The following is a 13,559-nucleotide window of genomic DNA, read 5'->3' on the forward strand; positions in this document are numbered from 1 at the left end:
CCCCGTGATCAGGCCCGTCCTGGGCGATGAGGAGGCGGCGGCCGCCGCCGAGGCCGTACGGTCCGGCTGGGTGGCGCAGGGGCCACGGGTCGCGGAGTTCGAGCGCGCGTTCGCCGGCCGCGTCGGCGCCGGCCACGGCGTGGCCACGTCGTCGTGCACGACCGCGCTGCACCTGGCGCTCCTGCTCGTGGGCGTGGGCGCCGGGGACGAGGTCGTCGTGCCGTCGCTGTCGTTCATCGCCACCGCGAACGCCGTGCGGTACTGCGGCGCCACCCCGGTCTTCGCCGACGTCGACGCGGCCACCGGCAACGTCACGGCCAAGACCGTCGAGACGGCCATCACCGCACGGACCCGCGCGGTGATCGCCGTCGACCAGGCCGGCGTGCCGTGCGACCTCGACGAGATCACCGCGCTCGGCGTCCCGGTGATCGAGGACGCGGCCTGCGCGGCGGGCTCGACCTATCGCGGCCGGCCGGTCGGCGCGGGGGCCGAGATCGCCGCCTGGTCCTTCCACCCGCGCAAGCTGATCACGACCGGCGAGGGCGGCATGCTCACCACGAGCTCCGGCGACCGGGCACGGCGGGCGCGGCGGCTTCGCGAGCACGGGATGAGCGTGAGCGCCGCCGAGCGGCACGCCAGCCGGACGGCCATCGTCGAGGAGTACTCCGAGACGGGCTTCAACTACCGGATGACCGACATCCAGGCGGCGATCGGGCTCGTCCAGCTGAAACGCCTCGACGAGATCATCGCGCGGCGGCGTGCCCTGGCCGCGCGGTACCAGGAGCTGCTGCCCGGTTATGAGACGGCACGCGACCCGGCGTACGGCGAGACCAACTACCAGTCGTTCTGGATCGTGCTGCCCGACGACCACCCCATCGGCCGCGACGCCCTGCTGGCACGCCTCGCCGAGGAGGGGATCTCGGCCCGGCGCGGCATCATGGCCGCCCATCTCGAGCCCGCCTACGCCGGCACCACCGCCGATCTTCCGGTGACCGAACGGCTGACGCGGCGTTCCCTGATCCTTCCGCTGTTCCACGAGATGACCCATGCCGAGCAGGACCGGGTCGTCTCCGTCATCGCGGAGGCCCGGTGAAGATCCTGGTCTACCCGCACGCGATGGAGATCGGCGGCAGCCAGCTGAACGCGATCGAGCTGGCCGCCGCGGTCCGGGACCTCGGCCACGAGGTCGCCGTGATCGCGGAGCCGGGCCCGCTGGTCGAACGGGTGCTCTCGCTCGGCCTCGAACACCTGCCCCTGGACGCCGGCCGGCGACGGCCCTCCCCCGCGACCGTACGGCTCCTGCGCCGGCTGATCGCCGAGCGCGGGTACGACGTCGTCCACGGGTACGAGTGGCCGCCCGGGATCGAGGCGTTCTACGCGGCGGGCCGGCGGGCGGCGGCCGTGTGCACGGTGATGTCGATGTCCGTCGCGCCCTTCCTCCCGGCGTCGCTGCCGCTCGTGGTGGGCACGCACGAGCTCCGCGAACGCACGGCCGGAGGGCGGTCCGGCCCGGTCCATCTCATCGAGCCGCCGATCGACGTGGACGCCAACGCGCCGGGGCACCCGGTACACGAGTTCAGGGCACGGTTCGCGCTCGATGAGGACCATTTCGACGTGGTGGTCGTCGGCCGCCTCGTCCAGGAGCTCAAGCTCGAAGGGGTGCTCACGGCCGTCGACGTCGTCGGCGAGCTCAGCCGGGAGCTGCCGATCCGGCTGGTCATCGTCGGCGACGGCCCGGCCCGGCCGGCCGTCGAGGCCCGCGCGGAGCGGGTCAACGCGGACCTCGGCCGCCGCGCCGTCGTCCTCACCGGGCGGCTCGACGATCCACGCCCGGCGTACGCCGCGGCGTCGGTCGCGCTGGCGATGGGCGGCTCGGCGCTGCGGGCGCTCGCCTTCGCCCGCCCGCTCATCGTCCAGGGCGAGCGGGGTTTCTTCGAGCTGCTGACGCCGGAGTCGTGCGGCCGGTTCCTGAAGCAGGGCTGGTACGGCCTCGGCGACGGGAACGGGGCCGCCCGGCTGGCGACGATCCTCCGCGAGCTGGCCGCCCACCCGGAACGCGGCGCGGAGCTCGGCGCGTACGGCCGGGACCTGGTCGTCCAGCGCTTCGGTCTCCGGCGGGCGGCGCGCGTCCAGGAGCAGATCTACCGCGAAGCGCTCGCCTGGCACTCGCCGGCCCGTGAGCTGGCGAGCACCGCCGGCCGGGTGATGGCGTACAAGCTCCGCCGCCGCTACCGGCGGATGCGCGGCACGGCCGCGCGCGACGACTTCAACGCGGTGCGCGGGCCGGACTCGCGCCCAGTGAGCCGTCCCGTGGGCTCGCGATGACGCTGTTCCGGCAGGCGTCCCGCGCCCTCGGATGGAGCTTCCTCAACACCATGCTGGGGCGGTTCGGCACGCTCGCCATCGGCATCCTGCTCGCCCGGGTCCTCGGCCCGGAGGAGTTCGGTGTCTTCGCCGTCGCGATGGTGGCGCTGCTCGCGGTGCTGAGCTTCAACGAGCTCGGCGTGAGCCTGGCGATCGTGCGCTGGCCCGGCGAGCCACGGGAGATCGCGCCGACCGTGGCGACCATCTCGGTGATCTCCAGCGGGCTCGTCTACGCGGGCTGCTTCGCCGGGGCGCCCGCCTTCGCGGCGGCGATGGGCGCGCCCGCGGCCACCGGGGTCATCCGGCTGCTCACGCTCAGCGTGCTGGTCGACGGCCTGGTCGCCACTCCGGCGGCCATGCTGCAGCGGGCCTTCCGCCAGGACCGCAAGATGATCGCCGACCAGGTCAACAGCTGGGGCGGGGCGGCCGTGTCCGTCGCGCTCGCCCTCTCCGGCTGGGGAGCGATGAGCCTGGCGGTCGGGCGGCTCGCGGGCGCCGTCGGCTCGGGCGTGCTGCTGGTGGCCTTCTCCGCCGAGCGCCTGCGGTTCGGCTTCGACCGCGCGGTGGCGCGAAGGCTGCTGCGGTTCGGGCTGCCGCTCGCCGGGTCGAGCGTCGTCGTCTTCGCGGTCGGCGCCGTGGACCAGTTCGTGGTCGGCGACGTGCTCGGCGCCACCGCGCTCGGCTTCTACGTGCTGGCCTTCAACCTGTCGAACTGGCCGGTGGGCATGTTCTCCCAACCGGTCCGCAGCGTCGCGCCGGCGGCCTTCGCCCGCCTCCAGCACGACGCCCCGGCGATGCGGCGCACGTTCCTGTCCACCGCGGGGCTGCTCACCGCGGTGACCCTGCCGGTGTGCCTGCTCCTCGGCGGGGCGGCCGGGCCGCTGGTCCGTTTCGTGTACGGAGCCCGGTGGGAACCCGCCGCCGCGGCCCTGTTCTGGCTGGCGCTGCTCGGCGGGCTCCGGATCCTCTTCGAGCTGATGTACGACTATTTCGTCGTCCTCGCCCGTACCCGCGCGGTGTTCGCGATCCAGGCCGTCTGGCTGTCCGTCCTGGTGCCGGCGCTGATCATCGGCGCGCGGCTGGACGGCATCGCCGGGGCCGCCGCCGCGCACGCCACCGTCGCCGCGCTCGTGCCGCTGCCGCTGTACCTGACACAGCTGCGCCGGGTGGGCATCGGCGTCCGCGCGGTCGGCGCCCGCGTCGCGCCGGCGGTGCTGGTCGCCTCGGTCGTCGGGCCCGCCGCCGTGCTGGTCCACCGCGCGATCCCCTTCGACCTGCTCGCCCTCGCCGTCGCCGGCACCGTCGCGGTCACCGCGACCGGGCTGCTGGTCTACCGGATGCGGGGCGCGCTCAGGGAACTGCGAGGAGCCGAACATGCGTGACCCGGGCGACCGGATGCGCGGCGCGCGCAGGGAATCGCGAGGAGCCGAACATGCGTGATCTGGTGATCGTCGGTGCGGGCGGCTTCGCGCGCGAGACCGCGCAGCTCGCCCGCGAACGCCTGCTGGGCTTCCTGGACGACGATCCGGCCAAGCAGGGCACGGACGTCGACGGCGTCCCGGTGCTCGGCGGGACCAAGGAGGTCCCGCCCGGCGCCCAGGTCGTCGTGTGCGTCGGGAGCCCGCGCGACAACGGCGTCCGGGCGCGCCTCGTCGACCGGCTCGACCTGCCGCCCGAGCGCTACGCCACACTCGTACACCCGACCGCCTGGGTGTCGGCGTCGTCGCGGATCGGCCCGGGCTCGGTGCTGCTCGCGCAGGTCGTGCTCACCGCGTCGGTGCGGGTCGGCGCGCACGTCGCGATCATGCCGCACGTCACCCTGACCCACGATGACGTCGTGGCGGACTTCGTCACCATCGCCTCGGGAGTCCGGCTCGCCGGGGGCGTGCACGTGGGGCGAGGCGCCTACCTGGGCTCCGGCGCGCTCGTCCGGGAGGGCCGCACGATCGGCCCGGGCGCCCTGGTCGGCATGGGCGCGGTCGTCACGCGCGACGTACCGGCCGGAGAGGTCTGGGCCGGCAATCCGGCGCGCCACCTGCGCCACGTCTCCGAGGAGCACCGCCATGCCTGACGTCCCCTTCGTCGACCTCGCCGCCGCGCACGCCGAAGTCGCGCACGAGATCCGGGCGGGCTTCGACCGGGTGCTCGACACCACCGCGTTCGTCCAGGGGCCCGACGTCGCCGCCTTCGAGCGGGAGTACGCCGCCTTCTCCGGCGCGGCCCACTGCGTCGGCGTCGCCAACGGCACCGACGCGCTCGAACTCGCGCTCCGCGCGCTGGGATGCGGGCCGGACCGCGAGGTCGTCCTCCCCGCGAACACGTTCGTGGCGACCGCCGAAGCGGTCGTCCGAACCGGCGCGCGTCCCGTCCTCGTCGACGTCGACCCCGACCATCTGCTGCTCGAACCCCGCCTTCTGCTGTCGGCGATCGGGCCGCGGACGGCCGCGATCGTGCCGGTGCACCTGTACGGTCAGCTGCCGCCGATGGCCGCCATCGCGGCGCACGGGATCCCCGTCGTGGAGGACGCGGCCCAGTCGCAGGGGGCGTCCCAAGACGGCCGCGGCCTCTTCGGCCGGCTCGCCGCGACCAGCTTCTACCCCGGCAAGAACCTCGGCGCGTACGGCGACGCGGGAGCCGTGCTCACCGACTCCGCCGACCTGGCCCGCGCGGTGCGGCTCCTCGGCGACCACGGCAGCGAGGTGAAGTACCGCCACGAGACGCTCGGCTTCAACTCCCGCCTGGACACCCTGCAGGCGGTCGTGCTGCGCGCGAAACTACGCCGCCTCGCGGACTGGAACGGACGCCGCCGCGTCGCCGCGGCGCGCTACGCCGCGCTGCTGGACGGCCTTCCCGACGTCACGCTGCCCACCGAGGCCCCCGGCAACACGCACGTCTGGCACCTGTACGTCATCCGCGTGCCCCGCCGCGACGAGGTGGCGAGGTCCCTGGCCGAGATGGGGATCCGGACCGGCATCCACTACCCCGTCCCGATCCACCTGCAGCCGGCCTTCCGCGACCTGGGACACGCCCCCGGAGACTTCTCCGTCACCGAGACGGCGGCGACGGAGATCCTCTCGCTGCCGATGTTCCCGCACATCACCGAGGAGCAGCAGGACCACGTCGCCACCGCCCTCCGCAAAGCCCTCTAGGGCTGCGCGCAGCAGCCTCAGCGGCCGGTCATGATCTGCCGAGGCCTTCGGCGCGTGCATCGCTGATCGCCACCAGCAGACGGCTGGATCTTCACTCCCTGTGAGTTCTGAGGGAGAGGCTGATGCGGCGACGATTCAGGTCCATGTCGAGGATGGCGGCGATGACCTCATCGCCTATCGCCACCACTTCCTCGGGGTCATCCACGCCGTGGTCGGCCAGTTCGGTGAGATGGACCAAGCCTTCGACGCCTTTCGCGACGCGGACGAACGCGCCGAACGGCACCAGTTCGGTGACGGTGCCCGGGACCGTCTCGCCGACCTGATGAACTTCGGCGTACAGCCGCCAGGGATCAGGCTGAAGCGCCTTGAGGGACAAGCTCACGCGCTCCCGCCCCCAGTCGATGGCGAGGATCTCGGCGCGGATCTTACGGCCGATGGGGGCGACGTCGTCCACTGAGTCGAAGTGCTCCCAGGACATCTCGGGGACACGGAGGAAGCCGAGACCGTGACCCAGCTCATGGTCCAGGTCCACGTGCACACCGACGTCGTCCAGGCCGGTCGCAACGGTGCCGGGGACGACGTCCCCGACCCGCAGCGAGTCGAGCAGCGACCGCCGCTCGTCGGCCTGGGTGCGGTTGGCGCGCCACCGTGCCCGTAGGACGCCGTCGGCGTCCGGCAGCACCCCGGCGAGCAGCGGGCGGCGTTCGCTCGGATCCAGCGGGACCAGCGCGGCCCGCCGACCCGGTCCGGCCGGGATCGCCGCGTAAGCGGCATCGGACTTGCCCATCCACGGCTCGGCGATGCGCACCGGACTGAAGCCTCCGTCGGAATTCTGCTCGACGAGCAGTTCGAGGCGCTCCCCGCCCAGGACGGCGGCACGGATCGCCTCGATGTCCTCGGTGAGGCCCGGCCACACCGTCAGCCGGGCCCGCGGGGTCAACCCCGAGCGGACGGCCTTGACCTCTCTTGCGCTGGTCAGGCGATGCCAGCGGCGGGCGTTGCCGATGTACAGCTCTTCCAGCAGCACCTCGTCATGCTCAGCGATCAGGCCGTCCAGTTCGCTCCAGAAGGCGTCATCTGCGGGCCGCTGAGTGTCCGTCTCGTCGAAGGCCGGATCGTAGGGGGACAGTGCGACCGGTTCGGTGAACAACCCCAGCGCGCGGGTGCGCACCACGGTGTCCTCCTGCGGTCGATCACTGCCGACGTAGAAATCGTCCTTATCCCCGACGTGGAGGAAGAACCTGTTCTCCGTATGCAGTCGGCACCAGGCGCCTTCACGCAGCACCATGGCGCGCAGCAGCCCGAGCCCGGTGGCGAGCGGGACGCGCGCGCCGTCGTGATAGCCGGCCAAGTCGTCGGGGAAGAGCCCGGACAGGCCGTGCCGTCCCCAGTCCGCGTGGGCAGAGAAGGAGAAGAAGCCGCCGAGCATCGGGTTGTCGATCGCCAATTGGTCGACACCGGCGTCGAGCGCGAATTCGGCCGCCGCTGCGACACAGGCAGCGGCAACGCGTTCCCGTGAGTAATACGGGACAACCGATCTGCCGCGGTCCGTTTCCTCCCACTCAGCGGGGGCGTACGGGGTGATCCGGTACACGAAGGGCGCCATGTCAGCGCCTCGCGCGGCTCAAAGTCGCCCCAAGGGCCAGTCGCGGGTTGGCAGGGGAAGCGATCATGGGCGCAGCTTACAGACGCTGGAACAGGGTCTAGCGCCGCGTTCGAGAGAACTGACTGCTTGACTCATGGCCAAATGGTGCTAATAATACTAGCACCATGAGATGGACTGTTGATCACTCATCCCCGGACCCGCTGCAGCATCAGATCGCCGGCTGCGTCCGCCACGGGGTGGCATCGGGCGAGCTGACCACCGGTGAGCAGCTTCCGCCGGCCGCCGAGCTGGCGATGGCCCTGTCCGTCGACCGCAACACCGTGCTCGCCGCCTACCGACAGCTGAGAGACGAGGGCCTGCTGGAGTTCCGCCGGGGGCGCGGAGCCCGGGTGACCTCGGCAGGTGCACCGCTGGCCTCGGTCACCGAGGCGGCCCACGCGCTGATCGCCGTCGCCCGCGCCCAGGGGCTCGGCCGTACCGAACTGATCCGCCTCATCGAGGAGCTGACATGACCGCATCCGGGTTCTCCGGCGCCGGCCGGAACTCGATCTACACCGGCCGCGTGACCAACTGGCCCATGGTGGCCGGCAGCGCCGTACTGCTGCTGACGCTGCTGATCCTGGGAGGGGGGCCGAACGAGAGCTGGCGGGACCTGGCACCGATACTGATCTCCGTCGCCGGCGTGGTCCTCTACGCTCTTGTCGGGTCCAGCGTCAGAATAACGGCCGGCCCCAACGGAGTCTCCATTCATTTCGGAGCACTCGGATGGCCACGCTGCGCCTACCGCCTCGACCAGATCAAGCGCGCCGAAGTGATCGACCTCCACCCCTTGTTCGTCGCCTTCGGTTTCTGGTGGACCCCACGACGCACCTGCTACACCGTCCGCTCCGGCCCCACCCTGCGGCTGCTGCTGAGCAACGGCCGCACCGTCACCGTCACCACGCCCCACCCCCACGCGGCCGCCACCGCCATCAACGACGCGAAGGCGCGACGGGGCGGCGAACACATCTAGCACCTGCAACGCGCGGTGCAGATGCTCCAGCACGCACACCACGTAAGCGTCCCGCTCCACCGCCCCCTTCGGTCAGGGGCCGGCGGCGATCTCGAGGATGGCGAGGAAGGCGGCGGTGGCCTCGCCGGGGCTGCGGGTGCCGTTCAGCATCTCCTCCAGCCACTGCTCGCGGATGAGGCCGGTGGCGGCGACCGGCTCCAGCACGTCCGGACAAGCCCTCCAGTAGCGGACGAGCAGCTCGGTGACGGTCGGCACGCCGACGCCGGGGTTGCCGCTGTTCCGGACGCGCTGCCCGACCTTGCGGCTCGCCCGTCGCGCGAAGTCGTACGACGAGCGCAGCGGGCCCCTCGTCGGCAGGGTGTCCGGCCGGATCCCCGTGTCGAGGGGGATCCTCGCGAGTTCGGGGTCGAGCTCCATCAGCACGCGCGCGTTGAACCGCGACCCGCGCTTGTCCTCCGGTGCCAGCGACCGGGCGGCGGCCAGGAATCCGGGGTGCAGCAGCGGGCTGAGCGTCACGTAGCGCAGGCACGCGCCGGTGAGCGTCGCGCCGACCCAGCGATGGGCGCGTTCCCGCACGTAGAACTCGTCGGTCGCCGTCAGCCAGTCGGTGTCGTAGGCGGCGAACACGTCCCGGAGGGTGGCCAGCGTGGCGGCTTCGGTCTCGGCCGCGTACTCGGGGTCGAACATCGCCGGGTCGGCCGGTTCGAGGGTGAAGACGCGCCACCTCGCCAGCCGGTCGACCAGCGCCGGGGTGGGGCGATGGTGCTGCCGCTGCGCCGGGTAGTAGAAGGCCCGGGCCGTCTCGCCGCCGAACCCGTTGATCCGCGGCTCGCCCGGGGCCCGGGCCTCCGCCCAGTCGAGCACGGCGAACGCGATGGGGCTGCCGAGCCCGTCGCTGCGCAGCGCCGCCCGGTGCACGAGGTCGTACGCCTGCGCGGGGTCGAGCGCGGCCAGGCCGCCGAGATCGATGACCTGGCGCCTTAAGCCGTACGCCTCCGCCAGGCGGGTGGCGACCGTGTGGTCCCGGCTCTCGGCCGAGGAGAGCGTCAGCGCCCGCAGCCCGCGCCGGCGGTCCGGTGGGACGGCGGCGAGGAGCACGCGCGAGTCCAGGCCACCGGAGAGCTGCAGCACGGCGTCGGGATGCTCGTCCAGGGCGTGTTCCACATCGTCGCGGAGGACGCGCGCCGTGCTCCGGACCGGATCGTCCGCCGGTTCGAAGACGGGCATCGGATAGGGCTCCTCATGCAGCCGCCCGCCGGTGAGCCGCCAGCGATGGGCGGCCGGCAGTTTGGTGACCCCCTCGTACGGCGTCGCGACGCCCAGGTGGTGGCCGATGAGCCGGTACGCCCCCAGCGCCCGGAGGTCGAGCGGAGCCCCGGCGATCCGGGCGAGCAGCCGCGCCGAGGTGGAGATCGCCGCCCAGCCCTCACCCCGCACCCCGTAGATGTGGCGAAGTCCGAGGTGGTCGGTGGCGGCGGTGACGGCGTCCCCGTCGACGAGCACGGCCGCGTACGGCGCCGCGATGTCGCCGAGGCCGTCCCCGGACCGCAGCGGCCGGCGAGGTCGCTCGACGTCAGCGCCCCCTTCGCGTGGTCCCGCGACCCCAGGGACAGCGCGATGCCCGTGCCGGCACGCGGCTCGCCGGTCGCCCAGACGACGCCGCCGGGGAAGGACAGCCTCGCCGACTCCGGTCCGAAGGGGGCCTCCGCCGTCCGGCCGGACACCGCGAGGAACTCGCCGCATGTGATCGTCATTGGGTGCTCCGGGTGAGTTCGGACCGCGAGGCGGCGGACGGCTCCGCCGCGGACCGCGGCCGCAGCAACCGCCACAGGGCGCCGCAGCAGCCCAGGATGAGAAAGGTCAGGCCGCAGGTCATCGGGAACGACGCGGCGTCGAACACTCCGAAACTGAAGGCCGCGACGGCGACGCACGCGGCCAGGCACTGGGCCAGATGCCGGACCCGCGGATCGTCGCTCATCGCGCGGGCCCGCCGCGCCAGCCACCAGGCCGTGCCGAAGAGGCCGAGCAGGGCGACCACGCCGGTGGCCCCCATCTCCACGAGCGTGACGAGGTACTGGTTGTCGAAGATCCGGTAGAACTGCGGCAGGAACGTCCCGAATCCGCGCCCGAACCACGGGCTGCGCGCGAAGTAGTGCGCGGCCGCGTCGTAGTCGTGCGTCCGGTAGTTCGTGCTGCTGTCGTTGCCGATGTGAGTGATCAGCGACTTCACCGTGCCGAGCAGCCCCGGCGTGAGGACGTACAGCGCCCCGCCGAAGCACACGATGACCGCGTACGCGCGGCGCCGGGATCCGGCGTCCCAGGTGGGCAGGATCACCACCAGCGCGATGAACGCGCCCAGCACGGCCGACCGCGAGACCGTCATCATCATCGCCGCGGCGATGACGATGACCTGCGTCCACCGGATCCCCCGGCGCCCCTCCGGCGCGTACCGCGCGCCGTGGATGGCCAGCGGCAGGAGCAGCCCGAGCACCACGCCGAACTCGATCGGGTGGATGGCCGTTCCGGCGGGCCGGTTGAACTCGTCGCGCGGCACGGAGGAGAAGATGTGCGTCTGTTGGACCAGACCCGGGATATGGACATAGCGGGCCAGGTCGAGGCCGGTGAAGAACTGCGTGATCCCGACGACGCCCAGCAGCCCGCCGATCGTGGACATGCGGCGGTGCAGCACCTCGAGGTTGTCCACGCGTTCGACGCAGTCCGCCGTCAGCAGGGCGATGCCGGCCCAGCGGCGGCGATGATGAGACCGCGGTCGGCGCCGTTGAGCTCGAGCACCTGCAGCGGCCTGGTCATCGCCATGACGTAGCTGAGCAGCACGGCGATGAGGAAGGCGGCGATCGCGAGGCGCAGCGGCTGCCGCTCGCGGGCGACGGCCGACCGCGGGCTCAGCCAGGCGAAGCAGTACCAGAGGAAGTAGAGCACGGCGAGGACGCCCGCGGGCGTGCCCGCGGCGCCGAGCGAGCTGATGGCGTACTGCGACGGGATGAGCAGCAGGATGAGCACGTACGCGGTGAGGATCGTGACCGGCGCCGTGCGCGCCAGCGGCCGATGGATCTCCGTCACCGGGCCGTCCGCCGGCGATCGGTCACGGTGTCCACCACGACGGGAAGCGCGACACAGGCCAGGAGCTCCACGGCGACGACCATGACGAGCAGCCGCACCTTCTCCTTCGGCACGCGCCGCGGCTCCCGGCTCACCGCGATGACCTGGGTGCGCACCTTGGCGCGCTCGGACATCCCCGACTGCATCGTCGCGAGGCGCCGGGGGATCTCCGCGAGCAGCGCGTCGAGCGTCGACTGGATGTTGCGGGGGTTCACGCCGACGACCGCGACGTCCAGCGCCGGCTCCGCGTACACCGGCGCAGGGCTCAGCGTGTACGCGCTGGTGAAGCCGTGCCGGCGAAGGCTCTCGACCGTACGCGCGTCCATCACCGCGCGGCCGACCGCCTCCGCGGAGATGTGCAGTGAATCGGCGAACTGCTGATAGGGATTACCGCCAGCCTCTTTTGTCTGAATAGGAGAGGACAAAAATAGGACGCTCGCGGTGCCCTGATACGTCCACGGCAACGCCGTGTAGAAGAACGCGACCCCGCCGGACGACAGGAGCAGGAGAAGGAGCGTCAGCCACCACCATCGCGTCAGAGCGCGAAGAGTTCCGAGTAGATCCATCAGCCCCGTTCCCCCACCCGCATGGACCCATCCACAATAGATTTAGCCGGAGTTTCGCGCTATCGGGCCGTCGACGTATTCGTATGAGAAGATGGCAGGAGCCGATGACCATACAAGATTTCGCCCTCCTGCTCTGGCGGCACCCGGTGGTGGTCCTGCTGGCGATATTCGTCACCGCCGGTGCGGCGTTGCAGATCGTGATCGAGCGGCCGGCATATGAGACCCGCGCGGTGGTCAATTTCCTGATGCCTGGCTCGACCGGCTTCGAGAACTTCAACATCAGCCTCGTGGTCGAGGGCGCGGTGACCGCGCTGTCACTCGACTCGCAGGACGGCGCGGCGCGGGTGCGCCGCCAGGGCGGCACCGCCGACTACGACGTCGTGCTCGCCAACCGGGGGAACGACGAGCAGCCGATCCACGACCAGCCGTACGTGACCCTGATCGTCAACTCCCATGACCCCGCCCGGGCGTCCCGCACGCTCGCCGTCCTCATCGGCGTCCTCCGCGCCGACGTCCGCGACCGGCAGCTGGCGGCCGGGGCCCGCCCGGACGCGCTCATGACCACCCAGGTGGTGGCGAGCTCCGACCGGCCGATCCCGCTCGTCGCCCGCCGGACGCGCGCGCTCGCCGCGATCGGGGCGGCCGGTCTCCTGGCCATGCTGGTCGCGGCCCTCATGGCCGAGCGGCATCCGCGGCTCCGGCTCCGCCGCCTCCTCCGCTCCCAGGCGTGACGTCGTGACCGGCCGCACGCGCTTAACGACGGCGATCGTCATCGCGGCGGTCGCCGCGTCGGTCTCGGCGTTGCTCGTCGGCTGGGCGGCACGGGGCTCGCCGTCCTCCCGCCGAGCGGGACCGGGAGCCACCGCGGCACGGCCCGGAGCCTCCGCCGGCGGAACGACACGGCCGCCCTCCCAGATGCCCTCGCTCCAGCTCAGGTCGGGGCCGCCGTCGTCCGCGCCGTCGCGCTGGCCCGACGCCGCCACCACCGGACCACGGCCGGGCACCCGGCTCCAGGTACGGACCGGGACCATCAAGGTCACGACGGACGGCGCCGTGCTCGACGGGCTGGAGGTCCACGGCGACATCGTGGTCCTGGCCAGGAACGTCACCATCCGCAACTGCCGGGTCATCGGCGCGGGCGACTGGGCGATCCTGCAGCGCATGGAGGCCGGAAGCGGCGGGCTGACCGTCGAGGACACCGAGATCTCCGGTGGCGGCGGCCGCCCGCTGGAGTTCGGCGTGCTCAACTTCGCGGGCGACCTCACGGTCCGGCGGGTGAACGTCCACGCGATGATGTCGGCCGTCCAGACCAGCCAGGGGCTCATCGAGGACTCCTACTTCCACGACCCGAAGGACTTCCCCGGCGCGCACGTGACCCTCGTGGCCTCCGGCAGCGGACCGCGCCCGGGCATGACCTTCGTCGTCCGGCACAACGCCATCCTGAATCCCGGCGGCCAGACCGCCGCCGTAGCGCTCTACCAGGACTTCGGCCTCAACCACGACGTCCTCGTCCAGGGCAACCTGCTCGCCGGCGGCGGCTACACGGTGTACGGCGGAGCCGGCAAGTACGGCCGGCCGCACCACATCCGGTTCGTCGGCAACGTCTTCAGCCGCCGCTACTTCCGTAAGGGCGGGGCGTTCGGGTGGGGCACCACCTGGGACGGCTCCGGCCCCGGCAACCAGTGGAAGGACAACACGTGGGCGGACACCGGCGAACCCGTCCCCGCGCCGTGAGACACACC

14 protein-coding genes are annotated in these 13,559 nt (G+C 72.3%); 9 read left to right on the top strand and 5 right to left on the bottom strand.

Annotation, left to right across the window (positions count from 1 at the left end; translation table 11 throughout):
- Positions 1 to 4 precede the first annotated feature (4 nt).
- From ACYVF7_RS49855 to ACYVF7_RS49875, 5 genes are read left to right on the top strand one after another with little or no spacing between them, the layout of a single operon-like run.
- Positions 5 to 1,093: a DegT/DnrJ/EryC1/StrS family aminotransferase gene (locus ACYVF7_RS49855; protein ID WP_460353695.1), complete on the top strand. Its 1,089-nt coding sequence runs from the start codon at positions 5 to 7 to the stop codon at positions 1,091 to 1,093.
- Positions 1,090 to 2,325: a glycosyltransferase gene (locus tag ACYVF7_RS49860; protein ID WP_460353698.1), complete on the top strand. Its 1,236-nt coding sequence runs from the start codon at positions 1,090 to 1,092 to the stop codon at positions 2,323 to 2,325. Before ACYVF7_RS49855 ends, ACYVF7_RS49860 begins: the two co-directional genes overlap by 4 nt.
- Positions 2,322 to 3,746: an oligosaccharide flippase family protein gene (locus ACYVF7_RS49865; RefSeq protein ID WP_460353699.1), complete on the top strand. Its 1,425-nt coding sequence runs from the start codon at positions 2,322 to 2,324 to the stop codon at positions 3,744 to 3,746. Before ACYVF7_RS49860 ends, ACYVF7_RS49865 begins: the two co-directional genes overlap by 4 nt.
- A 50-nt stretch (positions 3,747 to 3,796) precedes the next feature.
- Positions 3,797 to 4,435, top strand: a complete 639-nt coding sequence (locus ACYVF7_RS49870) for an acetyltransferase (RefSeq protein ID WP_460353701.1) — start codon at positions 3,797 to 3,799, stop codon at positions 4,433 to 4,435.
- Positions 4,428 to 5,513 carry a DegT/DnrJ/EryC1/StrS family aminotransferase gene (locus tag ACYVF7_RS49875; protein WP_460353704.1) on the top strand — a complete coding sequence of 362 codons (1,086 nt, stop codon included), beginning with the start codon at positions 4,428 to 4,430 and terminating at the stop codon, positions 5,511 to 5,513. Before ACYVF7_RS49870 ends, ACYVF7_RS49875 begins: the two co-directional genes overlap by 8 nt.
- Before the next feature lie 91 nt (positions 5,514 to 5,604).
- Here the strand turns inward: ACYVF7_RS49875 and ACYVF7_RS49880 are convergent, their stop codons facing one another.
- Positions 5,605 to 7,119 (bottom strand): S1 RNA-binding domain-containing protein, encoded by a 1,515-nt coding sequence (locus tag ACYVF7_RS49880; RefSeq protein ID WP_460353706.1) that lies wholly within the window; start codon positions 7,117 to 7,119, stop codon positions 5,605 to 5,607.
- Between the two features lie 164 nt (positions 7,120 to 7,283).
- On the opposite strand from ACYVF7_RS49880, the gene ACYVF7_RS49885 reads away from it, so the two are divergent.
- Both ACYVF7_RS49885 and ACYVF7_RS49890 read left to right on the top strand, forming a co-directional pair.
- Positions 7,284 to 7,631 (top strand): GntR family transcriptional regulator, encoded by a 348-nt coding sequence (locus ACYVF7_RS49885; protein WP_460353709.1) that lies wholly within the window; start codon positions 7,284 to 7,286, stop codon positions 7,629 to 7,631.
- The gene (locus tag ACYVF7_RS49890) at positions 7,628 to 8,131 is read left to right on the top strand and encodes a hypothetical protein (protein ID WP_460353712.1); all 504 of its coding nucleotides are present in this window, start codon (positions 7,628 to 7,630) and stop codon (positions 8,129 to 8,131) included. The genes ACYVF7_RS49885 and ACYVF7_RS49890 overlap by 4 nt, the downstream gene beginning before the upstream one ends.
- Positions 8,132 to 8,203: 72 nt before the next feature.
- On the opposite strand, the gene ACYVF7_RS49895 is transcribed toward ACYVF7_RS49890, so the two are convergent.
- From ACYVF7_RS49895 to ACYVF7_RS49910, 4 genes are all read right to left on the bottom strand, one after another.
- Positions 8,204 to 9,634, bottom strand: coding sequence for a hypothetical protein (locus ACYVF7_RS49895; protein ID WP_460353713.1), 1,431 nt, complete (start codon positions 9,632 to 9,634; stop codon positions 8,204 to 8,206).
- 247 nt (positions 9,635 to 9,881) lie between these two features.
- Positions 9,882 to 10,835, bottom strand: a complete 954-nt coding sequence (locus ACYVF7_RS49900; protein ID WP_460353715.1) for an O-antigen ligase family protein — start codon at positions 10,833 to 10,835, stop codon at positions 9,882 to 9,884.
- A gap of 20 nt (positions 10,836 to 10,855) precedes the next feature.
- Positions 10,856 to 11,212 (bottom strand): hypothetical protein, encoded by a 357-nt coding sequence (locus ACYVF7_RS49905; RefSeq protein WP_460353718.1) that lies wholly within the window; start codon positions 11,210 to 11,212, stop codon positions 10,856 to 10,858.
- Complete coding sequence (locus ACYVF7_RS49910) at positions 11,209 to 11,817, bottom strand: hypothetical protein (protein ID WP_460353720.1); 609 nt, start codon at positions 11,815 to 11,817, stop codon at positions 11,209 to 11,211. Before ACYVF7_RS49910 ends, ACYVF7_RS49905 begins: the two co-directional genes overlap by 4 nt.
- Before the next feature lie 104 nt (positions 11,818 to 11,921).
- Between ACYVF7_RS49910 and ACYVF7_RS49915 the strand changes: the two genes are divergently transcribed.
- Together ACYVF7_RS49915 and ACYVF7_RS49920 are read left to right on the top strand one after the other, a co-directional pair.
- Positions 11,922 to 12,548 carry a hypothetical protein gene (locus ACYVF7_RS49915; protein WP_460353721.1) on the top strand — a complete coding sequence of 209 codons (627 nt, stop codon included), beginning with the start codon at positions 11,922 to 11,924 and terminating at the stop codon, positions 12,546 to 12,548.
- A gap of 4 nt (positions 12,549 to 12,552) precedes the next feature.
- Positions 12,553 to 13,551 carry a hypothetical protein gene (locus tag ACYVF7_RS49920; protein ID WP_460353723.1) on the top strand — a complete coding sequence of 333 codons (999 nt, stop codon included), beginning with the start codon at positions 12,553 to 12,555 and terminating at the stop codon, positions 13,549 to 13,551.
- The last annotated feature ends 8 nt before the right edge of the window (positions 13,552 to 13,559 follow it).

The sequence above is a fragment of the Actinoallomurus acanthiterrae genome (genome assembly GCF_054775715.1).

Excerpts from the sequence above, each read along its gene's own strand:
- ACYVF7_RS49865 (WP_460353699.1), top strand. The coding sequence starts at position 2,322 with ATGACGCTGTTCCGGCAGGCGTCCCGCGCCCTCGGATGGAGCTTCCTC.
- ACYVF7_RS49870 (WP_460353701.1), top strand. The coding sequence starts at position 3,797 with ATGCGTGATCTGGTGATCGTCGGTGCGGGCGGCTTCGCGCGCGAGACC.
- ACYVF7_RS49875 (WP_460353704.1), top strand. The coding sequence starts at position 4,428 with ATGCCTGACGTCCCCTTCGTCGACCTCGCCGCCGCGCACGCCGAAGTC.
- ACYVF7_RS49880 (WP_460353706.1), bottom strand. The coding sequence starts at position 7,119 with ATGGCGCCCTTCGTGTACCGGATCACCCCGTACGCCCCCGCTGAGTGG.
- ACYVF7_RS49885 (WP_460353709.1), top strand. The coding sequence starts at position 7,284 with ATGAGATGGACTGTTGATCACTCATCCCCGGACCCGCTGCAGCATCAG.
- ACYVF7_RS49890 (WP_460353712.1), top strand. The coding sequence starts at position 7,628 with ATGACCGCATCCGGGTTCTCCGGCGCCGGCCGGAACTCGATCTACACC.
- ACYVF7_RS49910 (WP_460353720.1), bottom strand. The coding sequence starts at position 11,817 with ATGGATCTACTCGGAACTCTTCGCGCTCTGACGCGATGGTGGTGGCTG.
- ACYVF7_RS49915 (WP_460353721.1), top strand. The coding sequence starts at position 11,922 with ATGACCATACAAGATTTCGCCCTCCTGCTCTGGCGGCACCCGGTGGTG.